This window comes from Vibrio sp. 1CM23M, assembly GCF_023161755.1.
GTDB lineage: Bacteria > Pseudomonadota > Gammaproteobacteria > Enterobacterales > Vibrionaceae > Vibrio > Vibrio coralliirubri.
Genome location: NZ_JALNTR010000001.1, coordinates 669,635 through 692,716 on the forward strand (window position 1 = coordinate 669,635; position 23,082 = coordinate 692,716).

General features: G+C 44.4%; 21 protein-coding genes. 11 read left to right on the forward strand and 10 right to left on the reverse strand.

The genetic code is table 11. The annotated features are described in order from the left end of the window. Positions 1-147 precede the first annotated feature (147 nt). From MSG35_RS02755 to MSG35_RS02775, 5 genes are all read right to left on the reverse strand, one after another. Complete coding sequence (locus MSG35_RS02755) at positions 148-1,596, reverse strand: DUF1254 domain-containing protein (RefSeq protein WP_248382724.1); 1,449 nt, start codon at positions 1,594-1,596, stop codon at positions 148-150. Between the two features lie 12 nt (positions 1,597-1,608). Then, on the reverse strand, positions 1,609-2,286 hold the full coding sequence (locus MSG35_RS02760; protein WP_248382725.1) for a hypothetical protein: 678 nt from the start codon (positions 2,284-2,286) through the stop codon (positions 1,609-1,611). A 60-nt stretch (positions 2,287-2,346) separates the two neighbouring features. Next, the gene (locus MSG35_RS02765; RefSeq protein ID WP_017096312.1) at positions 2,347-3,885 is read right to left on the reverse strand and encodes a sulfatase-like hydrolase/transferase; all 1,539 of its coding nucleotides are present in this window, start codon (positions 3,883-3,885) and stop codon (positions 2,347-2,349) included. Between the two features lie 185 nt (positions 3,886-4,070). Then, the gene (locus MSG35_RS02770) at positions 4,071-4,967 is read right to left on the reverse strand and encodes a LysR family transcriptional regulator (protein WP_248382726.1); all 897 of its coding nucleotides are present in this window, start codon (positions 4,965-4,967) and stop codon (positions 4,071-4,073) included. A 17-nt stretch (positions 4,968-4,984) separates the two neighbouring features. Then, positions 4,985-6,136 (reverse strand): anaerobic sulfatase maturase, encoded by a 1,152-nt coding sequence (locus tag MSG35_RS02775; protein WP_248382727.1) that lies wholly within the window; start codon positions 6,134-6,136, stop codon positions 4,985-4,987. A gap of 242 nt (positions 6,137-6,378) precedes the next feature. Here MSG35_RS02775 and MSG35_RS02780 point away from each other — a divergent pair, with 242 nt between their 5' ends. From MSG35_RS02780 to nfsA, 3 genes are all read left to right on the forward strand, one after another. Continuing rightward, the gene (locus tag MSG35_RS02780) at positions 6,379-7,779 is read left to right on the forward strand and encodes a DUF1254 domain-containing protein (RefSeq protein WP_248382728.1); all 1,401 of its coding nucleotides are present in this window, start codon (positions 6,379-6,381) and stop codon (positions 7,777-7,779) included. Positions 7,780-7,919: 140 nt separating this feature from the next. Further along, positions 7,920-9,032 carry an outer membrane protein transport protein gene (locus MSG35_RS02785; protein WP_248382729.1) on the forward strand — a complete coding sequence of 371 codons (1,113 nt, stop codon included), beginning with the start codon at positions 7,920-7,922 and terminating at the stop codon, positions 9,030-9,032. Positions 9,033-9,280: 248 nt separating this feature from the next. Continuing rightward, positions 9,281-10,003, forward strand: coding sequence for an oxygen-insensitive NADPH nitroreductase (gene nfsA, locus MSG35_RS02790; RefSeq protein ID WP_248382730.1), 723 nt, complete (start codon positions 9,281-9,283; stop codon positions 10,001-10,003). 121 nt (positions 10,004-10,124) lie between these two features. Here nfsA and MSG35_RS02795 read toward each other — a convergent pair whose 3' ends face one another. Then, positions 10,125-11,657, reverse strand: a complete 1,533-nt coding sequence (locus tag MSG35_RS02795; RefSeq protein WP_248382731.1) for a phospholipase D family protein — start codon at positions 11,655-11,657, stop codon at positions 10,125-10,127. 160 nt (positions 11,658-11,817) lie between these two features. Continuing rightward, entirely contained in the window at positions 11,818-12,381 is a 564-nt protein-coding gene (locus MSG35_RS02800; protein WP_054542625.1) for a TetR/AcrR family transcriptional regulator, read from the reverse strand. A 60-nt stretch (positions 12,382-12,441) separates the two neighbouring features. Between MSG35_RS02800 and MSG35_RS02805 the strand changes: the two genes are divergently transcribed. The 4 genes from MSG35_RS02805 (at position 12,442) to MSG35_RS02820 (ending at position 14,962) form a co-directional block, all read left to right on the forward strand. Further along, entirely contained in the window at positions 12,442-13,008 is a 567-nt protein-coding gene (locus MSG35_RS02805; protein ID WP_248382732.1) for a dihydrofolate reductase family protein, read from the forward strand. Between the two features lie 139 nt (positions 13,009-13,147). After that, positions 13,148-13,645, forward strand: a complete 498-nt coding sequence (locus tag MSG35_RS02810; RefSeq protein ID WP_248382733.1) for a hypothetical protein — start codon at positions 13,148-13,150, stop codon at positions 13,643-13,645. 206 nt (positions 13,646-13,851) lie between these two features. Beyond that, positions 13,852-14,142: a putative quinol monooxygenase gene (locus MSG35_RS02815; RefSeq protein WP_248382734.1), complete on the forward strand. Its 291-nt coding sequence runs from the start codon at positions 13,852-13,854 to the stop codon at positions 14,140-14,142. Positions 14,143-14,287: 145 nt separating this feature from the next. Further along, on the forward strand, positions 14,288-14,962 hold the full coding sequence (locus tag MSG35_RS02820; protein ID WP_081229259.1) for a Crp/Fnr family transcriptional regulator: 675 nt from the start codon (positions 14,288-14,290) through the stop codon (positions 14,960-14,962). A 129-nt stretch (positions 14,963-15,091) separates the two neighbouring features. Here MSG35_RS02820 and MSG35_RS02825 read toward each other — a convergent pair whose 3' ends face one another. From MSG35_RS02825 to MSG35_RS02835, 3 genes are all read right to left on the reverse strand, one after another. Then, complete coding sequence (locus MSG35_RS02825; protein ID WP_248382735.1) at positions 15,092-16,576, reverse strand: sulfatase-like hydrolase/transferase; 1,485 nt, start codon at positions 16,574-16,576, stop codon at positions 15,092-15,094. A gap of 30 nt (positions 16,577-16,606) precedes the next feature. Beyond that, positions 16,607-17,854: an anaerobic sulfatase maturase gene (locus tag MSG35_RS02830; RefSeq protein WP_248382736.1), complete on the reverse strand. Its 1,248-nt coding sequence runs from the start codon at positions 17,852-17,854 to the stop codon at positions 16,607-16,609. Positions 17,855-18,098: 244 nt separating this feature from the next. After that, entirely contained in the window at positions 18,099-18,980 is an 882-nt protein-coding gene (locus MSG35_RS02835; protein WP_248382737.1) for a LysR family transcriptional regulator, read from the reverse strand. 246 nt (positions 18,981-19,226) lie between these two features. On the opposite strand from MSG35_RS02835, the gene MSG35_RS02840 reads away from it, so the two are divergent. The 4 genes from MSG35_RS02840 (at position 19,227) to MSG35_RS02855 (ending at position 23,036) form a co-directional block, all read left to right on the forward strand. Next, positions 19,227-20,417 carry an MFS transporter gene (locus MSG35_RS02840; RefSeq protein WP_048609915.1) on the forward strand — a complete coding sequence of 397 codons (1,191 nt, stop codon included), beginning with the start codon at positions 19,227-19,229 and terminating at the stop codon, positions 20,415-20,417. A 391-nt stretch (positions 20,418-20,808) separates the two neighbouring features. Beyond that, positions 20,809-21,567 (forward strand): helix-turn-helix transcriptional regulator, encoded by a 759-nt coding sequence (locus MSG35_RS02845; RefSeq protein WP_048609916.1) that lies wholly within the window; start codon positions 20,809-20,811, stop codon positions 21,565-21,567. A 33-nt stretch (positions 21,568-21,600) separates the two neighbouring features. Then, entirely contained in the window at positions 21,601-22,245 is a 645-nt protein-coding gene (locus MSG35_RS02850) for a response regulator transcription factor (protein ID WP_248382738.1), read from the forward strand. Positions 22,246-22,367: 122 nt separating this feature from the next. Then, positions 22,368-23,036 (forward strand): hypothetical protein, encoded by a 669-nt coding sequence (locus MSG35_RS02855; protein WP_248382739.1) that lies wholly within the window; start codon positions 22,368-22,370, stop codon positions 23,034-23,036. Positions 23,037-23,082: the final 46 nt, after the last annotated feature.

Consider the following 23,082-nt stretch of genomic DNA (forward strand, 5'->3'; position numbering starts at 1 on the left):
TTCAGTCCAGTATGCCCTATTTTATTCTACAGTTCTGAGCATTTAACGCCTATTTCGAAGCAAGTTTCGCTCAATAAAAAATGCCAGCGGCATAGCAGCTGGCATTAATCGATAATAAACAAAACCTTAATCAGGTGATTTAAGGCATCACTTTATCGTGTTTTTTTTGACCTTGGTGAACGGTGTTGATTTCCATTTATCTGTTCTTACCTCTTCACCGGGCGTGTACATGCGTAACACTGAATACCATTGGTGATCCGGGATAGGTAAGAAGTTAGGATCATCTTCATGCCCTTTTACGTCGCTACTCATGTAAATGGTGTAGCTACCATCAGCATTAGGCGTTAGCGTTCTGTCTCCACGGGAATGACGGTTTAAGTCATTTTTCTCCATCAATCGGGTTTCACCACTGTAGGCCGTGTATGACCAAAAACCACCCTCTTCTAGCGGTGGCGCATCGAAGGTCACCGTGTAATCATACTTACTACCATCGAGCGCACCACCTTCACTATCGAAGAAGTCACCGCTGTACATAGTGTGTTTTGCAGGCAACCCCCATTGGCCCATTAAGGTGCCGTAGGCGTGTTGAAAGCTTGGAACCTTGGTCATTTCATCGCGAGTGCCTAATACGTCACGTGAATCATCAAAGCCCGCATTAATGATTCGTTCCAGTCCGTCTTTTTGACCAGACTCGAGCATACTAAGCTGCTCTGCCGTAAATGGATGATTGGTTTTGCCTAATTCAACATCTCCTAAGCCAATGTACTCGAACAGTTCAAGCAGCTTTTGGTCATGCGTCTTCATTGTTCCTTCAGACAGGATGAAATTGGTTCGTTCGACCCAATTAGAATCTTCAGGGTCTGGATACTCGCGTTCAACAGGATCTGGCCCTTTCTGACCTAAATATTCCGACAACGTCCTAACATTCCATTGATCCATTAACTTTTGAGCAGTTGCAGAATCGTCACCGCCAAGGTCCATGATTCGACCCATCATTTTGACCAGCGGGTGCTCGACATAGATGACTTGATCGACACTCGCAGGCACTTCACCTTTCCACCCTTCAACTGCATACATGAAGCTGCCGCCTTTTGTGCCTCGCTGTGGAGAGCCAAAAGCCGAGTCAGTAAAATGCTGCATATTCATGGTATGGAACAACCAGTATCGATTGTCATCATGGTCTGGAATCGTAACGATGACAGGCTCTGCTGCTAGGTCCATCCAACCCATCAAATGTAACGTGTCATTGTTAATCGTCGGGTGCGCAGTGTAAGTGTCGTCAGCAAGTATTCGAATATTTTGGAATCGATTCAAAGGGTAGTCTTGCTCAACGACGGTTTTGTAAAAGTATTTGTAGGCTTCATCTATCGAGTACGCGTACTCATAGGCAAGTTGTGCCAATAGCTGATTATCCTTTTTGAGCGACGCTAAACTCGCCATCTCAACGGGGAGAGTTTCCGTTTTTATCTCCATTGCTGTTTTTGTTGCCACAGCTACGCTCGTCGCGTCCACGGATTGGCTCGCGAGTACCGGAGACGGAAGTGCAACCATGAAAGCACAAGCCAGTGCTGTCGCAAGTATGTTTTTTTTCATCATTTAATGTCCTAACTAAAAACGAGTACGGAAGGTGATCCAAGTGTTGTTGTCAGTATCACCACTAAAGATGATGATGTTGTCACTATCGACCTTGTAGCCCAGCTGCATTTCAGCAGAGAAATCTCGTGTGTTCTCACCATCTAATCCGTAGGTGTATTGAGGAGCGAGTAGAAGATAAAATTGGTCAGCAAAATCGTACTTTAAGTAGTTAATACTGCTGATGATTTGCGTGTCCTCAAACTGATTACTCTCCTCCCACATTTGTCCGTACGTTAGGGCGCTGTACAGGTTAACCTTATCGCTCAGCTTGAACGACTGCATGATGCCCGCCGACGCATAGTTTGAGGTTATGCCATCGTTGGAGAAGTCGTGTCCAGCATCAACAAATAAGCCGGTGCCCGTTTTCTTATTGGGTGTGAAGAATCGTGCTCGATAGTTTTCAAAGTTGTTTTTGCCTTCCAGCTTACCCAACACACCCCAATCGCCACGATTCACGCCAAACTGGAAGGTAGCGCCAAGCCCTTTATTGCCCGCAATAAGTTCACCTCCCGTATAAACAGCCATTGGATCAGCCATGTCACTGGCAGGTTCTTCTTGAGCGGAAACACAAAATGCAAAGGGGATAAGCGCAAAGATAGAGAGTGTAAAACTGGAAAAGGTGCCCGTGAGCAGACGTAACGGTTTCTTCATATTATTGTCCGATAGCAAGGTGCGCTTGTTACAGCACACCTTGCATTAGTCGTATTTGGGTTAGTCAGCAACCACTGATTTGTCTGCCATACCAATACCACCGGCTTTCTGTCTTGGTGGAAACGCTTTAAGTGACTTCTGATATTCCGCCGCTGATTTTTGCAGCTTTGGTAATACCCAAGACTTCTCTTTCATCCATAAGAACCAACCACGAGTATCAGGGCTACGCTCATAAGGATCAGCCTTGATGTTGATGAGCATCCCTAGTGGCCACTCTTCAGGAGGCGCAATCCACTCCGTTTTGGTTTTTAGGTGCACTTTCCAATCATCAACTCGGAACGCATTCAAATCTTGCTCGTTGTAGAAGAAGAACTCATGGCGTTGGCTCGGCTCACCTTTGGTCAACATATCCAGCTGGTTATAACCATCCAAGTGGACTTGATAACGCTCGCCGTTTAACTCTTTTCCATCAAGCAGTTCTTGCTTAATGTCGCCTTCACCCACTGCAGCCATAATGGTTGGCACCCAGTCTTCAGAAGTCATGAAGCCATCGGTGTATTCACCTTGAGGGATTTTATCTGGCCAGCTGACCAGCATTGGTACACGGAAACCGCCATCCCACGTCGTGCCTTTTTGACCACGGAAAGAGGCAGAACCACCATCAGGCCAATGATCTAGGTTTACGCCGTTGTCTGAGGTAAACAAGATTATCGTGTTATCAATTTCACCAAGATCTTCTAACTTATCGAGTAATACACCGATCTGGTCATCAAGTTCAATCAAGCCATCGTAATACGTGTTGATTTGGCTCGCGCCTTGATACTCAGGACGCACGTGTGTTTTTTGGTGCATACGAGTCGGGTTGTACCACATGAAGTAAGGTTGTTCGTCTTTCTCTGCTTCATGTCTATCGAGCCAATTAGTAGCAAACTCCAAAAATTCGCCATCAACGGTTTGCATGCGTTTAGAGCCTAAAGGACCTTTATCTTCAATCGTTTGCTTTCCAACCACACCAAACCTTGGGTCTTCTTGCATGTCCACACTCTCGGTAGCGATGGTGTGAAGAACATTACGAGGGCGACCTCTGAAGTTAGGGTCTGTTGGGAATTCCGGCTGTTCAGGCATCTCCATAACGTTGAGGTGGTAAAGGAAACCGAAGAATTCATCAAAGCCGTGCACCGTTGGTAAGTGACTGTTGTTATCGCCTAGGTGACTTTTACCGACATGCACGGTCGCATAGCCTTTGTCTTTCAGCATTTCGGCTAGGGTTGGATCTTCTTTTTGAAGGCCAAGTGAAGAGCCCGGCTGACCGACAGACGTTAAGCCTGTTCGGAAAGGATATTGACCTGTGATAAAGGCAGAGCGCCCCGCGGTAGAGCTGCCTTGTGCGTAGTAATCACTGACCATCATGCCGCGCTCGGCAATTCGATCAATGTTCGGCGTATCCACTGCGCCTAAACCGCGGTGGTAGGCAGACAGATCCGTTGGGCTCACATCATCGAGCATGATGGCAACCACATTGGGTTGGCTCGCTGCGTGTACATTGACGCTCGCCAGTACCGAGAGCGCCAGAGCGGATTTAACAAAAGACTTATACATTTATAACCCTCATTCACTATGAGTAAATCGCTGAAGTCACAACGAAAATTGTGCATGTCTCAGCGAACCATTGTTGAGGTAAATGGTATAAGAAAGAGGCCAAAAATGGCTTGATAGCCACTATTACGATTCTTAATAGTGGCCGTTAGAAAGGGGCGTTATTTAAAGGGAATAGTAGCGTGATGCTAGGATTGAATAATCGACGTAATTTCTTTTTGAAGCCAATCCGTGAACGGATTATTGCGGTTTGCTTGATGAGTAAACAGTGCCAATTCTCGACGATAGGTGTCTTTCAATAGTTCCGGCGGTAAATCGATACAACGATAAGAGTGATCAAGCAAATAGCGGCATTTAGACGATGTCACATAGATGAAGTCGCTATCTTTAACGACCTCTAGCATCAAATTCATATTGTTGCTTCTGAGCCCGATGTGTTTATCTAAGTCATATTTTTTGATCAACATTTCCGTCTTGGACGGCTGAATGTAACCAGGGATCATATTGATACAGAGTGGGTATTTCAGAATCTCCTCAAGGGAGTTGCCTTGAATTGGGTGGTCAGCTCTTAACACCAACATGAACTTATCAAAGCCAACTGGGCGTTCAGTCAGGGTTTTATTGACGTCCATAGGAAGATAGCTCACTCCCCAACACATTCGGTTGGTCTCTAGGGACTGCACCCCATTATCTAACCAAGGTGAGCATTGAAACGTCACTTGCGGCGCTTCTCTGGTCAGCTTTTTGATTAATGGCACACCCACAGGGATCAACAGCGGGGAAGGCAGCATGATTTGAATCTCCCCTCTTAAATCTTCCAAGCCCCACTCATCATTGGGTATGTAAAGGTTATCTAGTTGCTCTAATAGCAGAGGCAAGGTTTCGATAAGCTTCAAGCATTTTGGAGTGGGTTCAAGCCTTGCTTTATCTCGAACAAACAACTCATCATCAAATTGTTCTCTGAGCTTACGAAGCATGACACTGATCGTCGGCTGACTTACGTTCAAGGCTTTGGCTGCACTCACCGTTTGACGAGTTTCATTAAGCACCAAAATGAGCCGCAGTAAGTTTAGGTCTTTGGTCATGCCCTACTCCAAATGATTTAGAAAAGTGGAAAGTACGCTGGCGAATACCCTTTTTTCATCGCTTCTACCATAGGCAGTAATTTGGGTAATGCATGAAGAAAAAACATCTCATACCCTTGGCACAAATGATTCATCGGACTGCCATCTTCGGTTGTTGCTATTCTGTTTTTAGGACAACCACCTTGGCAGAGTTCAACAAAATCACAACGTCGGCAAGTGCTGTTTAACTCATCATATTTGTTGGTGCCAAACGCGATTTGTTCTGGTGAGCTCGCCATAGTTGCAAGCTTATCACTGTTCATGGTACCCAATTGATGATCTTGATACCCATAATGGTCACAACTGTAAACATTGCCGTCATGCTCAACCATTAATTGCTGTCCACAAGTCGCGCTGTGATGACACATTTGGCTTTGGTAGCCCATCAACACCATTAAACAGTTTTCAAAAAACTGGATATACACTTTACCGACATCATTGGCGCTCCATGCATCAAACAAGTCGCAAAGAAATTGCCCCCATTGCTCCCCCGTTAACGACCAGTCGTGCCCTGTTCGCCTGTCTAACTCATGATCGATACAAGGTTGAAACTGCATGTAACCACTGCCATTTTCAACCAAAAACTGATAGATCGTTTTACCGTGTTTGTAGGTTTTATTGTTCACTACCGTTAACGTATTAAAATCAACATTGTGCTTCTTTAGATAAGACATCCCACGCATTGTGCGCTCAAAAGACGACTCGCCATTTTTGTCGATCCGAGCGATGTCATTCAGAATATTGGGCCCATCGATACTGATGCCCATCATGAAATTGTGTTTAGCAAAAAAACTCGCCCAACGATCGTTAATCATGGTTCCATTGGTCTGCATCGTATTCACGACGAGCTTGGTTGTCGCTTTGCTTGCCTGCGTTTTCATCGCAGCTTCATAGAAATCGAGCCCTCTTAACATAGGCTCGCCACCATGCCAGATAAAGTCCACTTGCTGATCTTTCATTGGCTGCGCGTCGATATGAGCACCGACAATTTGCTCCATCATGTCCAGAGACATTGACGATCTTTTATCGCCATCTTGTCTATTGAGATAATAGCAGTAGCTACAATCCAGATTGCACTGAGCCCCTTCTGCTTTAATGAATAAGCTAAAAGGATAAGTAGATGTGTTCATATCGATTCCCGTACTTTTTTGCCAACATATCAACCGAAAATCAATCAAACAATAGCGCCTCAAGCACCCTACTCGCACACGTCGTAGGGGCACTTCACCACCCTAAATCAATGTTAGTTAAAACAACCACTTGAAAGGTAAAAAGAGACTATTAACATCCTTAATATCGGCTATTACACTCCTTAATCTCACTTGCTCATATGATAAATGCCTAATTCTGTTCCTACGATCTAAGGTGTTCCATGAGAAAGCTCCTCTATAAGAAAAGTGTACTGACCAGTTTAGTGTGTTCTTTGTCCAGTATTATCGCGATGCCATCCCTTGCCCAACAATCTATTAACCCTGAAGAAGAGCTCGCTTACAATCTAGGTGTTCAAGCATTTATCTATGGTACGGGTCCATTAACCGTGGCTGCAGTTAGGCAAACGACCACATCTGTTGATGCGCCGATGGACAACGCCATGGCACCATTGAATGAGATGGGTAAAACACGCGTTCTATCCGGTCCTGAGGATAGAATTGTACCGACCGTCAACAACGATACGCTCTACTCACAAGCTCACTACGATCTAGATTTATCGGGCCCAATGGTGATTGATATTCCTCGCACCGATAACCGTTACTACATTGTTCAGTTATTGGATGCTTACTCAGATTCGATTGAAGATCTGCACGTGAAGAATGTCGGCGACCAAGGTTCAAAAGTGCTTTTGGTCAACAAAGGATGGGCTGGCGAAGTGCCAGAGGGGATTGATCGTGTCGTAGAGTCTCGCACTCCTATGGTTTGGTTGATTCAACGAACGGGCGTGTTTGGCGAGCAAGACCTCAATGACGCGTTGGTTACTCACGATAAATTCCTCAGCTACCCACTTGATCAGCTTGGCGCAGAGCATGACATCGTAGAACTCAAAGCTTCGACAGGTCGCATCCCACCCATGGCGAGGCCTGAAGGGTTAGAGTGGTATTCGCTAATTGACCGTGAACTACGTAAAAACCCGATTCCAGAAGATGCTGCCATCGTTGATCAGTTCCAACAAATTGGTATTGGAGGATCGACCCCCTTTAACCCTGAAGCGCTAACTTCAGCACAGAAAAAAGGGCTAATGCGCGCGATTGAGTCTTCACAACAGATCATTCAATACGCAGGTCGAAGCATCGGTGATGTCAATAATGGCTGGTCGATGATGTACGAGGGTGGCCGTTACGGAAATGATTACCTAAGCCGAGCGAGCATCAATATGCGTGCGGCTGGTTTGAATGTGCCAGAGCGAGCACTCTACCCAAATCGATACACGGACTCGAATGGCGAGCAGCTGTCGGGAGACAATCAATATCGAATGACCATGCCTGCCGATGCACCCGCTGACGCCTTTTGGTCTTTGACCATGTACGACGCTAAAAACCTGTTCATGGTTGAGAACTTCATTCAACGTTACTCCATCTCAACCAATCGTAAAGATGAGCTGAAATACGCAGAAGACGGCACCTTGCCAATATGCATTCAATACGTAAAACCGTCCGATCCAACGTGTAACTGGCTGCCAGCCCCTCAAGATGACTTCTATCTTCACATGCGCCTGTATGAGCCAACTCAAGCCGTTCTCGACAATGAATACCCACTGCCACAAGTTGAAAAACTCTAACCCCAATTAGGTCAATTAAGTCGATCAAGTCAATTGCCACGGCGTTCTTAATGTTCGCTCGTGGTAATTCGTTTTATCCCTAAATACATGACTCAAACTGCTAGCAACATAACTCATACACTGAAAATAAGGTTCTATTCTTGAAAACACCTTTCATCACACTGTCTCTGTTAGTAACAGGGATAGTCAGCTCTCTTGCTCACGCGGGAGGGTTAAATCTATCTCAGATTGCGACCACTAAAAGCGTCGGCACGGCAGGCGCAGGGAACGTCACCGCGAACGATGCATCCGCCGTGATCACCAATGCTGCGGGGTTATCGGCTATTGAAGAAAGCGCTTGGATTCTCGGCGTTCAATACCTCGATGTTGAAACCACTTTTGTCCGTGACGATAACTCGGCTTCGACCACGGGAAGCAGCGCCGATGTTCTCCCTCATTTGTCTTACGCATCAAGACTCAACGATCAATGGGTCGTTGGCGCAGCATTGCACGCAGCTGGCGGCACTGGCGTTGAATACTCACACGGCGTTGGCGCGCACCCTGCTTTATTGATCAAAGAAAATAGCATTTCGGCACTCAACTTAACGTCGTCATTGTCGTATCAAGTTAGTGAACAACTGTCTCTTGGTGGTTCTTTGATATTGCAGCACGCAGCTCTTGAAACTCAAGCTTTGAACGGTCGAGAACTCCAAGGAGATAGCCTCGACCTAGGATTCGGCCTGAGTCTCAATCACCACATCAGTGACAACACACAATTGGGTGTCAGTTATCAGGGCCAATTTGATCACGACCTTTCCCTTGATAACGCCAACGCTTTTGGAATTAGCTCTGAACTGACGTGGGTTCGAAGCTTAAACTTAGGGTTGAAGCATTCATTAAATGAAGACTTAAACCTTCTACTCAGCTCCAACATGGAGACTTGGCAAGATTATGATGACAAATACTCAACCACTTACTCTCTTGGGGTCGGTGTGGAATACGCATATGAGGATTGGTTGCTGTACAGCGGACTGAGCGGTGACACGAGCCCTTTGAGCAGTCAAAACAGAGATGTGTTACTCCCGCTCGATAAACAGTGGCGTATCGGATTCGGCGCTGAGAAGAAGATATCCAATGACTTACATCTAGGGTTGAGCTACCAATATCAAGATCTAGGCCATGGTGAAATTAATGCTGACTCAGGACTATTTCAGCCTTCTGGCAGCTATTCGACCAACAGAGTTCACTTCATCACTTTGTCTCTTCGCCATTAAAGCGAACTCTTGAGCGTTCCATTCTAGCTTCTAGCTTCTAGCTTCTAGCTTCTAGCTTCTAGCTTCTAGCTTCTAGCTTCTAGCTTCTAGCAAGAAACCGTACAAAAAAGGATTGGCTGTGACAGCAATCCTTTTAAATTCATGAATATCATTCTGCCAACCAGAAAGGTTCTAACGCCCTTTACGCTCATGGTAATTGTCGTTATTGTGATTCTCTACGCTATCATCACAAGGACTGTCTGAGAGTTATGAACAGCACGATTGAAACTATTCTGGGGCACCGCTCCATTCGTCAATATACAAATCAACCGATTGAAAAAGCACAACTTGATGTGATTATTCAGGCTGGTCTCGCGGCTTCATCATCGAGCTTACTGCAGGCTGTTTCTATCGTGAGAGTGACAGACACAGAGAAGCGCAAGTTGCTAGCCGAATACGCAGGCAACCAAGCTTACGTTGAGAACGCGGCTGAGTTTTTGGTGTTCTGTATCGACTATCAACGCCACGCTCAAATTAACCCTGAAGTGAAAACCGACTTTACTGAACTGACCCTGATTGGCGCTGTCGATTCTGGCATCATGGCGCAAAACTGCATGCTGGCTGCTGAGTCTCTAGGTTTGGGTGGCGTGTACATTGGCGGGCTGCGTAACAGCGCACAACAAGTCGATGAACTGTTAGCACTGCCACAACATACCGCCGTGTTGTTCGGAATGTGCTTAGGTCACTCGGCACAACAACCAGAGGTTAAGCCTCGCCTTCCTGCTCATGTGGTGATGCACGAAAACCAATACCAACCGCTGAGCCTAGATGAAATTGCCAGCTACGATGATTCAATGCAGAGCTACTACGCAAGCCGTTCAAGCAATCAAAAGCAGAGCAGTTGGTCACAGCAGATCACGCAAAAACTGTCTGGCGAATCTCGCCCGCATATCCTGCCTTACTTAAACAGCAAGCAGCTGACCAAGCGTTAAGCCGTTAAGCCGTTAAGCCGTTAAGCCGTTAAGCCGTTAAGAGCTTGCAACAAACAGCAGTACAAACAAAAATGTCAGCGTATTATGCGCTGACATTTTTATTTATCCGGAGGCGGCTAGCTTACAGATATTTCTCAATCGGTAGCAATTGTAAGAAGCCTGACTGCATTCGTTCCCACTTACCCGTTTCAGGTTCGCTGTCCCAACTTTGCTCACCTGAATACCAATACACATCGCCGTCTTCAAGTTCCAAGCGCCAGCTATTATCGTCACTCATTGCTTGTTCAATAGTTTTTGCTAACGTTTCAGCAATCTCTTTATTCTCGATGATCAAAACCGATTCAGTATTGAGATAGGTAGAGCGCAAGTTGAAGTTAAATGAGCCGATGCTCGCGATGCTGCGGTCAAATACGACTGATTTAGCGTGCAAGCCATAGGCCGTCTCAGGCGCACATTTAGACACGTCTTGAGTCGATGCTTCACACAGCTTGGATTCTGGTTTTAGCTCAAACAGGTCGATGCCATGCTCCAACATGTCGTAACGTCTGCCCGCATAAGCGGAGTGATTAGTCACCAGATCATTAGAGGCCATAGAGTTCGTTAGCGCTTTTATCTCAACGCCCTTGTTGTTCAATACCTGCCACTCTTCAAGCTGACCATCATCGAATACAAGGTAAGCGGATTCCAATAAGATCTCTTGTTTCGATTCGCTCGCTAATTTCCCTAGAAGAATCGCGGTCGCTTTCGGTTCATCGGTATTGTCTGAATCATCAGGGACGGGTTGATCGTAAACAAAACGCGCATTCACCCAAGTCATCTCACCAATCACCTCTTTCAGTAAGCTATCAGCAGCCTTGCGATCTAATGGTAATTCAGGGTAATTTTGATAATGCGGAACGACAATATTATCGATCTTCGAGATATCAGGTTGTTCGTCATCACCCAGCATATCGACAGGGTAAGACCAACGGCTGTTCCAGTATTCAACAAAACTGGTTTGGATGGTGTTAACTACCGAGCCCATGACTAATACATCGCGGTCTCGGAAATTAATTTCATCAGAAAGGTCAAAATATTCATCACCAATATTACGGCCGCCCACCACAGACAAAGTGCCATCTACGGTAAACGACTTATTGTGCATACGGCGATTTAAACGAGAAAAGTCACCGACAAAGCTCAGCCATTTACTAAAACCGCGACGTGTTGGTGTTGGGTTGAAGATACGAATCTCGACATTAGGGTGCGCATCGAGTGCCGATAATAAACCTTCACGTTCGTTGAGGTTGATATCATCCAGCATTACGCGCACCTTCACACCGCGCTCGGCCGCTGCTAATAAACGGCTGGCTAAGTAACTGCCCGATTCGTCAGAGTTCCAGATGTAGTATTGAATGTCGATGGTGTGCTCGGCACTTTCGACCAACGCTAATCGCTGTGCCAAGGCATCCCAACCCGACTCTTGCAGACGAACCGCAGTGGTGCCTTGCTCTAAAGCTTCAGGCTGAAATTCATTGGTTAGAACTGATAAAGCGCTAGGTGCAGGAGAGGTTGGCGGTTCTGTTGGATGATCGATGCCTTCAGGAAGTGAAGAACACCCACCTAAAACGGCGATTAAGATTAACGTTAAACTGATGCGTTGGAGCACAGGCATGTATCTGACTTCCTTTTCACGATGGCGTCTTTAGAAACTTTCCGGACAGCTTTTCAATGAACAAGCTGTTCCGATCTATTCATTGATTATTACTGCTAAAGCCTGAAATTTATAGGTAATTATCCAGTATAAATTTAAAGGTCAGTAAATTGCCTACAGATCACTTAAGTTGAGTGAGCGCCAAACAGTATAAACTCAGCGGCTTTTCGACCATTTCAATGGTGAGCTCTGTTCGGTCTGGGTTGCAGTTCAACGCCAAAGCGTAGCCGTGTAAATAATCCACCAGCAAGTCCAACGCATTTTTTGTTTGCTCTTCCGTTAACGCTAACGGGCTCAACACCGCTTCAAAACGTTCACTAAATACCTCCATCGGCCCGAGGGATTTCATGGTCAATAAGGTCTCTAACAAGCCTCTATATTCGTTGAGCATCGACAAGTAACTCACACTGAGCCGATAAAGGTTATCTCGCCAGTCTTGGATCAGCTCTGGCTGCGCAACTTCTTCAATCAAAGAAACCGTGATTGCCTCAAGCAGATCGTTTTTGTTTTTGAAGTAATGGTATATGGCCATCGCATCGACCCCGAGTTCCGTCGCCAACCCTCGAATGCTTGGCACTTTGCCACTCTCTCGCATCATGCTTTTGGCAATAGTGAGAATTCTCTGTGCGCTGAGTTGGCTTGATCCACTCTTTGGTCGACCTCGTTTCTGATCCTTGACAGTCATACCGTCACCTCTTAAACTTTATTTCTACACTGTAGAATATTTTAATTTATTACCGTGTAGATGCCAAGTTTCTCATCGATATCGGAGTTAAAAATGTCAAATATTGTATTCATCGCAACCAGTCTTGACGGTTACATTGCAGACAAACAAGGCGGCTTAGATTGGCTGCAAGCGATTCCAAACCCAGACGGTGATGACATGGGTTACAACGCTCATACCGATCGTATCGATGCGCTGGTCATGGGACGTAATACAATGGACATGGTGCTGAGCTTTGGCATTGATTGGCCTTACAGCAAGCCAGTCTATGTACTGAGCAACACTTTGAATGAAGTACCTCAAGAGCTTGAAGGTAAAGTATTTTTGATGAAGGGAGATCTTAAACAGATTGTCGCGGATTTGAATAACAAAGGCCTAAAGAACTTGTACATCGATGGCGGCATCACCATTCAAAACTTCCTGAAAGAAGACCTGATTGATGAGCTGATCATCTCGACCATTCCTGTCGTGCTTGGTGGTGGGTCCCCGTTATTTGGTGACTTAGTGTCTCCGGTCGATTTTACGTTGAAAGGCGTCACGACGTACCTTGATGAGATAGTGCAAACTCATTACTTGCGTAAGCGTTAAAGCTGTTGTTGCTCTAAGGGCATGAAAGGATCAACACCGAAAACATTGTTCACGCGACGTAAGCTTTACCGTCTCTACACAAGCCTCCCCTAAAGTAGTACCCTTTATCGTCTCTCATTCTTGATGGTAGCTGGATATTATGAAGCTTTTGGTCGATCGCACTGGTGAACAGTTTTTAGAAATTCTGCAAGAATCTGGAGACACGCTGACGGTTCAATTCATTACCAATGAAGGCAGTAGAAAGGGCAAGCCATTCCAAGATAACCTGAGTGGATTGTTCCTCACAGGCTGGAAGCCGCGCACCACTTCAACCGCCATCGGATTAGAACGCTTTAAGCAAGGCAAACTTAAAGATCCCAAAGTGAGTTTCGCATTGCACCAACTCTATCCACTGGGTCGAGACGTAAAATTACCTTCCGGTGATATCGCAACTATCGCGAGTTACGCCAATACCCATGCCGATGGCTACTATATGTTTGTGCGCCTCAACGATGAGTTAACCCGACTCAAGATTACGCCCGATTGGGAACTGCAACCTTCCGCTCAAAGATTGGCTCTGCCTTATTACCCAGCCCCAAGAACTAAAGAAGAGCTCGACAACATTGACGATTTTGATGCGTGGGCGGGCGGCTTCTAACACTCCTCACCTACGCCGAGTAGCACATAATACCCAAGCTATTATCAATTATTTTTTGACAATAATTCAAATGTAGCACTGTTTATCGTTTCAAATATTCCTACTATTATTTATCCATCGACACAGACTGCAGCTCAATGAACAAAGAGTGGCGCTGTATACACAGACAAATCACCATTTCGGTGAAAAATAATATAGGTACGAACATGACTCAGCTAACTATCGTCGCAAACATCGTCGCTAACGAAGACAAAATTGAATTGGTTAAAGCAGAGCTGCTAAAGCTGATTGATATTACTCGCGCTGAAGAAGGCTGTATCAACTACGACCTTCATCAAGACAATGAAAATCCAGCACATTTCACTTTCTACGAAAACTGGACATCATGTGAACTTTGGCAAACACACATGGGTAATACCCACCTTGCTGAATACATGGCAGCAACCGAAGGTAGTGTTACGTCATTTACACTTAACGAGATGACTAAGATCGCTTAAGTGTGAATGAAAGCTAGCTACGAGCCTCCAAATATCCAGCCCTACAGTCTTTACTGTGGGGCTTTTTAGTTACTTTTGTTTTACCGTTTTTCTTATACAATGGTCTCTTATCCCCTCTGAAAATAGGCTCCGAGCTAATCACTTTATGCTGGTCACTGAAGATGATATTTACTATACATCACATATCCTCGACTTCTTATCTGAAAACGGAGAAGCCTTGTCCTTTCGTAAGCATACAATTAAGAAAGGCGATCCTATATTTCAACAGGGGCAAGAGATAAACGACATCATCTTCATTACTGGGGGAGCTATTTCGTTGTCTCGCAGTTCACGTTACGGTCGTCGATATCAGGTAGGAACATTCAACCACAATGGTTTTCTTGGGCTTATGGAGTTGTTTTCAGGGAAACCCTGCTTCTACTCAGTGAAAGCAGAATCTGATTGTGAAGGATTCATTATGAATGGGGCGATGTTTGCCGAGCTAATCTGTCAAACCCCTATATTGGCAGCACAGACTTTTAAACACCTCACCTCCAAATGGTATTTATCGGTCGAGAGAATGTCGCGTAATATTCTCCACTCAATCACCTATTGTGTAATTGATGACTTGTTGCAGTTTCACAGCCTGAATCCAGATAAAGATTACATCGTAAACAAAAGCTTAGAGTGTGAACGACTAGGCACAAGCCTGCGCGTTTACAATCGAATTTTAAAGCAATTGAATGACAGCGGCGCGATTTCCGTTACAAGAAAAAGTATTCGAATCATCAATCTAGACAAACTCGAAGCGACTCGTTTGAAAGAGTCCGAAAAGCAATAACTTCATTCTAATACTTAGTAATTTATTCACTTATTCCAACGCTCCCACAAACGTAAAACGGTGACCCATAGGCCACCGTTTATTTTGATTATCGACAATCATTAAGACTAAGCTTGAAGAAACTATGAGTTAGTTCCACAGCTCATGTTCAATGATTTTCTCAGTAGTGAAATTAGGGTAAGCCATCTTCCACATGTTCAAACCTGAGTATTCATCACTGGAGTACTGAGCAAAAAATTCATCCAACGCTTTTGTCATAGTATCCTGAACCGCTTGACGTGGTGGCTCTGCGATATACGCCTCACCCATTGGGTTACTCAAATCATACCAATGGTCGATCGGCTCATTGTTCTTATTATAGTAACGCACCAACTTCCAATGCCCGTTAGTGATCATTCGTGCATTACCACGCTCTGAGAATTGGTACTGACGCCAATCACGAACGCGCTCACCCTTCATCATAGGTAACAAAGACTTGCCTGGGCCATAGCTCATATCATAACCTTTACCATTGCTGGCGAGCTCCATGATGGTGGTATGCAGATCTAAGATATCAACAAACTCACCACGCACTTGTTTCTGACGCACCATGCCTTCAGGGCCTTTGATGATGAAAGGCACGCGAATCGTCTCTTCATAGAAATTGTATGGGAAGCTGGCGTTGATCTTACCGTATAAGCCATATTGCCCCATCAACAAGCCATGATCAGAAACAAAAGCGATCACGGTATTATCCATCAAACCACGTCCCTCTAAACCATCGATCAACTGGCCGACTTGTTCATCCAGTAAAGTCACTGCAGCCAGATACTGCGCCAGCTTCTCTTCATGATCAGACGGCACCAAGGTATAAGCACTCATATGTTCTAGTACTGAATTCCCACCGTAAGACACCACTTTATGGGCAATATCGCGGTATTTCTCTACCAATCGTTCTGGTAAACCTTCAAAGGGGAAATGCGGCTCAACATAGTTAAGGCTAACAAAGAAAGGCTTATCACTTGGCTCATCAATGAACTTAATGGTCTCCTTGGTTAAGAACTGCGCTTGAATACCGGTGTGTTCTTCATTCTCACCATCTCGCGAGAACAATACAGTTCCAGAATGGAGGTATTGGTTTTTCCAACCCGCTTCTAACGCGTCGTAACTCAACCAACGATCAAAACCGCGAATCGGATCTTTACTATCAGTCGTGGCGTGCCATTTACCAATTAATGCAGTGCGATACCCTTCATCTTGTAAACGTTCCGACAGCAATTTCTCACCATCTAACCAACCGGCATCAAACTTAGGGTCTTCCGCTAAGAAATCATACACACCATGCTGAGAGGGCATTTTACCAGTATGGAATGAAGCTCGGGCAGCAGAGCTCACAGGTGCTGGCGTCATACCATTATCGAAACGAACACCGGTTTCTGAAAGGTATTCTAGATTGGGTGTTTCAACGTATTTGTTATGGTGACTTGTCGCCCAATCACCAAGATCATCGGCCATGATGACCACAATATTCGGTTGTTGGGGTTGTTTGACTTCTTCAGCGATAACACTGCCTGAGCAGGTCATTGCCGCAAGCGCGAACGCTTTTGAAACCGCACTAAGCGGAAATTTTTTCATGTTCGACTCCATGAATATTCAGGGGATGAGTTATTGGGATTCTTTGTTTTTGATGATTTGCATGATGGCAGCAGGAGGATGCCCGGCTTGATAGAGCTTCTTCATAAGATCAATGTAAGGCGCTGAATACGAGAAAAACGTTTTATAGCCATGACAAAGGTAGTTTTGATCAGGCTTACCCGAAGAGGAGAAAGAAAAACGATGTTTAGGGCAGCCGCCATTGCACACCGCACGATATTCACAACGCAAACAATCTTGAGAAAGTGATTGCTTTTTATCTTGACCAAATTCTTGGTTCGCGTGGCTTTCGTTTATCTCTTTGATGGTAGTGGTATGGATATTCCCAAGCTTAAATTCTGGAAAGACATAATGGTCACAGGCGTAAATATCGCCATTGTTTTCCATCGCAAAGGCACTGCCACACGTTTCGGAAAACACACATAATTGTGCTGGCTGGCCACATGTCATTGCAAAGGTATTCTCAAATAGCTGTACCCACACCTTTCCAACATCTTGCCGTACCCACTCTCTAAAAATTGCAGCCATAAACAAGCCGTAATGTTCTGAACCCACACTCCAATCACAAAGAGCTACCGCTTCCGACCGCCCAGGATGTAACAGGGTTAAGCCATCTTCCGTTTGCTGCTGCGCTTCACGTTCCACCAACGGAATAAACTGCATGTGCGCACTTCCGATCCCCTTAAGGTAGTGATACACCTCTAACGGAGATTTGGCATTCACATCGCTGATAACGGTTAGTGTATTAAACTCAACACCAAAGGATTTGAGCAGATTGATCGCCGCTTCAACTTTGTGGTGAGTAGGTTTCCCTGAGCGTGTTTTACGATAGGCATCATGCAGATGTTGAGGACCATCAATCGAGATGCCAATTAAGAATTGGTGAGATTTGAAGAACTGACACCACGACTCATCAAGCAATAAGCCGTTCGTTTGCAGGGTATTAATGATGGTTTTACCCAAACCGTATTTGTTTTGCAAAGCGACGGCTTTTTCAAAAAAGGCCAAGCCAAGCAACGTAGGTTCACCGCCTTGCCAAGCAAAAGTCACCTCATTGGACGATTGCGCTTCAATATGTTGAATAACATAACGCTCCAACGTGGCATCATCCATCTTCCAAGAGGTCGCTGAACTGGCAGATTCAGGATAGAGTTTTTCTTTTTCAAGATAAAAACAGTAGCTGCAATCAATGTTGCATTTAGAACCCGAAGGCTTTGCCATAACATGACAGCCTTGAGGTGAAAAAGTATCTATACCCATCTTCGATTACCTACTCAATTTCAATATGCGCATGCTAAAAACTGATAAGCTTCGTCAATAGGACAAATGTCCGAAAAGCGGTGATTTTAATCAGTGAGAGTCAGTAAACGCTATTGAGATCACATCCACTGATCGAATCTCAATACAACAATATGTGCTCTCTAAACATTGATACGAATACCCGTTCTCAAACGATTCAAATAACGGTTTGGCTGTGTGCTGCTAAAGAGTGTTTCATGCTTCCCTACAAGCTCAAACGGGGCTGTATAAAATCGATAAACGCCGAGATACGTTTAGAGACAGAGGACGACTTGTAATAAACCGCATTCACTCGCTCTCGCTCTGTATTGGCAAGTTTATCTTGTTCCAGAATAGGGATTAGGCGACCCGCAGCCATATCTTCCTGCACCATAAAACCCGATAAACAAGCAATCCCATTTCCAGCTAATGCCAGTTGACGCACGGTTTCACCATTACTGGCTGTCACGGTAGGCGCGACATAACTTTGGTTTGGTAAAGGCCAATGGTTAAGCACTTTGTTCCCTGCAAAACCCACAATTTGATGTGAACTCAAATCTTCAGGTTTGGTGGGCAGCCCACGCTTAGCGAGATAATCAGGTGACGCCACAATATGGAGTAAACTTTTTCCTAACGGGCGTGCGTGCAGTGTTGAGTCGGACAACTTACCGATTCGAATCGCAACATCAGTTCTCTTTTCCAGAAGATCAACGAAGCCTTCGTTGGAAGTGAGTTCCAACTCAATGTCTGGGTAAGCCTCTTTGAATGACTGCACCAAAGGCACTAGCTGATGGAATACGAATGGACTGGCGGCATCGACTCTTAAACGACCTTTTGGCAACTCACCGCGCGACACGATTTCTTCTTCCGCGCTCTGAATCATCTGTAATCCCACCCTGACTGAATCGACAAACTGCCGCCCTTCCTCCGTCAATTCCACGCGTCTCGTTGTTCGGTTGAATATTGAAACGCCGAGTTGCGACTCAACCTTACTCACCGAACGAGATACCTTGGCGACCTGCACATCCAGCGCCTCTGCCGCCGCAGAAAAACCACCAGCATCGACAACGGTGAGTACCATTTCTAAATCATCTGAACGGGTTAACATAAGGCTCCTTCGCTATCTTCATTTTGTTTAATGTCATTTCGCTTGTGCTCATCAGCTTAATCCAATGATCGGTTAACCCTTCAATTATTGCAAATTTAACAAAGGTTATTTGTTAATTAGGTCATTTATCACAAATATATATTGCTAGATAATCCTCGCCATCAAACGAAGCGCTCCTATTGCAGTCACAAGCTGCCCCATTTTATCGCGCTCGGTATTTAACAAAGAACAATAAGAGAGATGATTATGCCATTAGCATTACTTGCATTGACGCTCAGCGCCTTTGCCATCGGAACCACAGAATTTGTCATCGTAGGCTTGATTCCTACCATGGCGAGCGACTTGAATGTATCTCTGCCATCAGCAGGTTTATTAGTCAGTTTATACGCGCTTGGCGTTGCTATTGGCGCACCAGTATTAACTGCATTAACCGGCAAATGGAATCGTAAATCGGTGTTGCTGACCGTGATGGCATTGTTTGTCATTGGTAACTTATTGGCATGGCAAGCTCCAGGCTATAACACGCTCATCGCCGCACGAATTTTGACTGGCCTTGCCCATGGTGTGTTCTTCTCGATTGGATCGACCATCGCGACAGGTTTGGTTTCAAAAGATAAAGCAGCCAGCGCCATTGCGATCATGTTTACGGGTTTAACGGTTGCATTGGTAACAGGCGTACCACTGGGCACTTACATCGGCCAAACCTTTGGCTGGCAAGCAACCTTCTTGATCGTGGCTCTGCTTGGTCTTATTGCTCTTATCGGTAGCGCTATCTTGGTTCCAAGCAACCTTAAGCAACCACCTGCGGCGAAGATTTCGGCACAGCTAAAGGTTCTAACTCAACCACGCTTACTGTTGGTTTACGCTATCACAGCACTAGGTTATGGCGGTACATTCACAGCGTTTACGTTCCTTGCTCCGATACTGGAAAACGTATCAGGGTTTGATTCGAGCTCTATCAGTCTCATCATGTTGGTTTACGGTGTGTCAGTGGCGGTAGGTAACATCTGGGGCGGTAAAATGGCCGACAAGATGGGCCCGATTAAAGCACTGACCGTTATCTTCTCTGGTTTAGCCGCGGTACTGGTGGTATTCAACTTTACCGCTGTAAACCCTTACGCAGCTGTTGCTACCATTTTGGTTTGGGGTGCGTTCGCATTCGGTAACGTTCCGGGGCTACAAGTGTATGTTGTGAAACTGGCTGAGAAATACACACCAGACGCAGTCGATGTCGCTTCTGGGTTGAACATTGCAGCCTTCAACGTCGGTATCGCATTAGGCTCATGGGGCGGTGGTTTGATTGTCGCGAAATCTGGATTAATGAACACCCCTTGGGTAGGTGCTGTGATCGTTTTGATCGCTCTTGTTCTGACTCGATTCAGTGGTGCGTTAGACAAGAGAGGTCAACAAGTGGGCTCTCCTATCCAAAACATCTAGTTGGTCACTCAATAAATAAAATGGCGAATAGACTATCTATTCGCCATTTTTCTTTATTGAAAATCACCTTACTGATAAGTTCACCACTAATACCTGATATAAGCGAATCAACATTGCTTCAGAAATAATTAGTATGGATACTATCAAATGTATTTTTTTAATATCAATTAGTTATTTAATTTTCTTTTTAATAACTTACTCATTAACTTTGATTTAGATCAATACTAATTAATTAACAATAATACCTTGCGAAATCAAGGTCATATTATTTAGTTTTCACCCAATTGGGTGATGATAAAGACATCAATAGGTGACTAATATCTAGATAAGATAGTGGAAAACATACGACAATATGAAAATATCCGCTTGATGCAAGCTTAAGGAATGAGAGATGCAGATATCAGAAAACACAATTCCATTAGATCATGGTTTTAATAAATCCCCTTCTGAATTAGAAGAGGAAATTAAAGATGGGCTCATAGAAATTGGGATTGAACATGCCACTTTAGTTATCATGTCAAAAAACAAAAAACCTGTTTTCAAGTATATAAAAAGTGTTAATGATAGAATCTCTATTTCAAAGCGAGTCACAGAGAAGCTTGACTCTTACCTATCTTTACTCTCAATGGATAAGAAAGGTCAATTATTCCATAGCCAAGACACCATAATTGAAAATCGAATCTTTGATCATCAAGAGCTGTCGATCATTACCCATGCTCTAAATCACTATTCAATCACTGATGAACTCTCTTACAATTATGAGATAGTCATTGTTCTCCACAGCATAAATGCACTGAATCCAGAAGAATTCCGCCAACTTGAGCTCATCTGTGACATCACTATCGCTTGGGCAAATTCTTGGATAGCTCACCATACAATGTTGTTGCATTGGAACCGCTACGCCGAACCTACAACCACAATCCTGCCCCCGATTCTTACAAAATCGGAGCTTGTTGTTTTAGAACTAATAATCAAAGGGTTAACTGGTTCAGAAGTAGCGCAAATACGCAATGTATCCAAAGAAACAGTCAGAACCCAAATCAAAAGCATTCTTCACAAAACTCAATGTAAAAATCAAAATCAGCTGATATCACGCTTTGGACAAGGCCAGTGGTTGATGAATAAATCAGCGCGCTTAGTTTACACATAATTCCGTCGAAAAACGCAACAAGGTAGGGTACTTATGTCACACCACCTTCCATCTCCATATATATGTTTAATTACTAGAGATATAGTTTTATCTAGGGTTATACAAGACATTTTGAAATTTGCATTCCCATTGAGTCAGTTTCAAGCTCTTGAATCCTTTTCTGAACTTAATGTTAGCTATAGAGGCATCGTCATTTACGATAGGCAAACCATCCCCATGCCAAACAAATGTGGTTTATCTATCGTAAATAGGAAGGACAAATGGATTGCGATCAACATTACTAGTTCAAGTTGTTATGACTATTTACAGCTTGGATTCTTTGGTCAAATTGAAACCAATCACTTTGAATTTCTGCCTAAAGCCATTAAGTCTATTCAAGATGGTGAATTATGGTTCCCACGTCATGTGATGGAAAGTTTCATTATTGATCTATGCATTAATGACACACAAAAAACACCAATATCTATAACAGAAAAAGTTACGAGTAAATTTTCTTTGACGAAAAAAGAAAGGCGCGTTTTTGAGTTAATGTTACAAGGATTTTCGAACATTCAAATAGCAAGAGACACTAATGTGAGCATAAATACTGTAAAGACTCACGCTTACAATGTGATGTCTAAGTTAGATGTTCACTCACGGTACGAATTATTTGCAAAAGCACATGAATTAACTGTTTAAAATTAGCACTCTTTTCATACTTGTTTATTAAATATATCACCCACCTTTGCGAGGCACATATCTTAACGGCAAATTATTATCTAGTTGTTGTCGGTAATAACACAGGTAATGAGGGAATAATTATGAAAAAGTTAATGATAGCAGTAGCAGTAGCAGGTGTGATGTTTAGCGTAAATAGCTTTGCACATGGTGGTTCTGGCGGAGCTAAATTAGAGGCAAATGTCGTCCAGTTTGGTGGAGCAACTAACACCCTACTCAGCAATGCAAGTAACACTGATGGAGCACACATTCGCATGGAAGGCACGATTCCACAACGTTGTGTACTCAACTTAAAGTCAGCACAAACCGGAGAGTTTGTGAATGGCGATATCCACCTAACTGACATGTTGGCAGAAAGCAAAAATTTGGTCTCAGGGTTAACAGCTAGTAAGCCAATTGCAAAGCTTCGCGCGTGGTGTAACTACGGAAAATCAATGGAAGTCGATATGACTGCCACACCTTTCAAAATGACTCGTTTTGGCATGGCCATTGGTAAAGAACGTATCGATTACACGCTACAAGCAAATCAAACTGACATTTTCGATACAAGCGAAGCAAGTGATGGTTTGTTTGGTAATACGACAGGTAACTTCCAAGTTAAATGGAGTGGCGAACACCAACAAGCAAGAATTGCAGAAGTTCCTCTTAGTATTACTACAGAGGGTGCAGCTCTAGCAAGAGCCGGTAATTATCGCTCTACAGTGTATGTGAAACTCCAAGCGAAAACTTGCCATCGCATGTGTGGCTTTTAGCTCATAAATTAGAGCCCGCAAATGTGGGCTCATTTTACCAAGGAAG